This is a genomic window from Vibrio sp. YT-19(2023) (assembly GCF_033337395.1).
The window spans coordinates 1-649 of the sequence record NZ_JAWOQN010000622.1 but is presented as its reverse complement, the minus strand read 5'-3'; the positions used below and the strand labels follow the sequence as shown (position 1 = coordinate 649).

Sequence of the window (649 nt, the reverse complement as noted above, 5' to 3'; positions counted from 1 at the left end):
GCTGCGCAGTGTGTCGAAGCTAATGTCTTTGCCGATCTCAACGCCAAACTGAGTTTTAATACCCAGCATCGCTAGGTAGCTGTATTCGAAATCGATAACATCGCGTGGTAGACGGTATTCAGGGATACCCACACGCATCATGCCGCCGTAAACGTCTAGCTTTTCGTAAATCGTTACTTCGTGGCCTTGACGACGAAGCTCAATAGCCGCTTGCGCACCAGCAGGGCCTGCACCCACGATCGCGATGTGCTTGTTGGTTAGGGGCGCAATGTTAAGGTCCCAGTGATCTTGGTTATCCAGTTTTTCTGCGACGAAGCGTTTGATGCCCGCTACGCTGATTGGTTGACCGAACTCTGTGTTACGACGACAAGACGCTTCACAAGGGTGGGCACAAATACGACCAAGAGTTTGAGGAAGGAACAATTTGCTGCGGATCAGATCCAAAGCGCCTTGGAAATTCCCTTCACCAGCCATGCGAACGTACTGTTTTACGTCTGTGTGCATTGGACATGCGGTTTGACATGCCGGATCGGCATCACCCATACAGCCATCGACAATCATTTGCGCGGTGTCGTATAGCTTTTGGCTAAAAATTACATTGTTCATTAACTGCGGTTTCCGTGTTGATTAGCTCTTGCCGTTGATAACG

The 649-nt window shown here is 49.8% G+C and carries 1 protein-coding gene; it reads right to left on the bottom strand.

Going from position 1 to position 649, the window contains the following annotated elements; genetic code table 11:
- The coding region (locus R7E78_RS27505; RefSeq protein ID WP_318058802.1) for an NAD(P)-binding protein at positions 1-606 on the bottom strand (606 nt) is incomplete at its 3' end.
- Between the last annotated feature and the right edge of the window lie 43 nt (positions 607-649).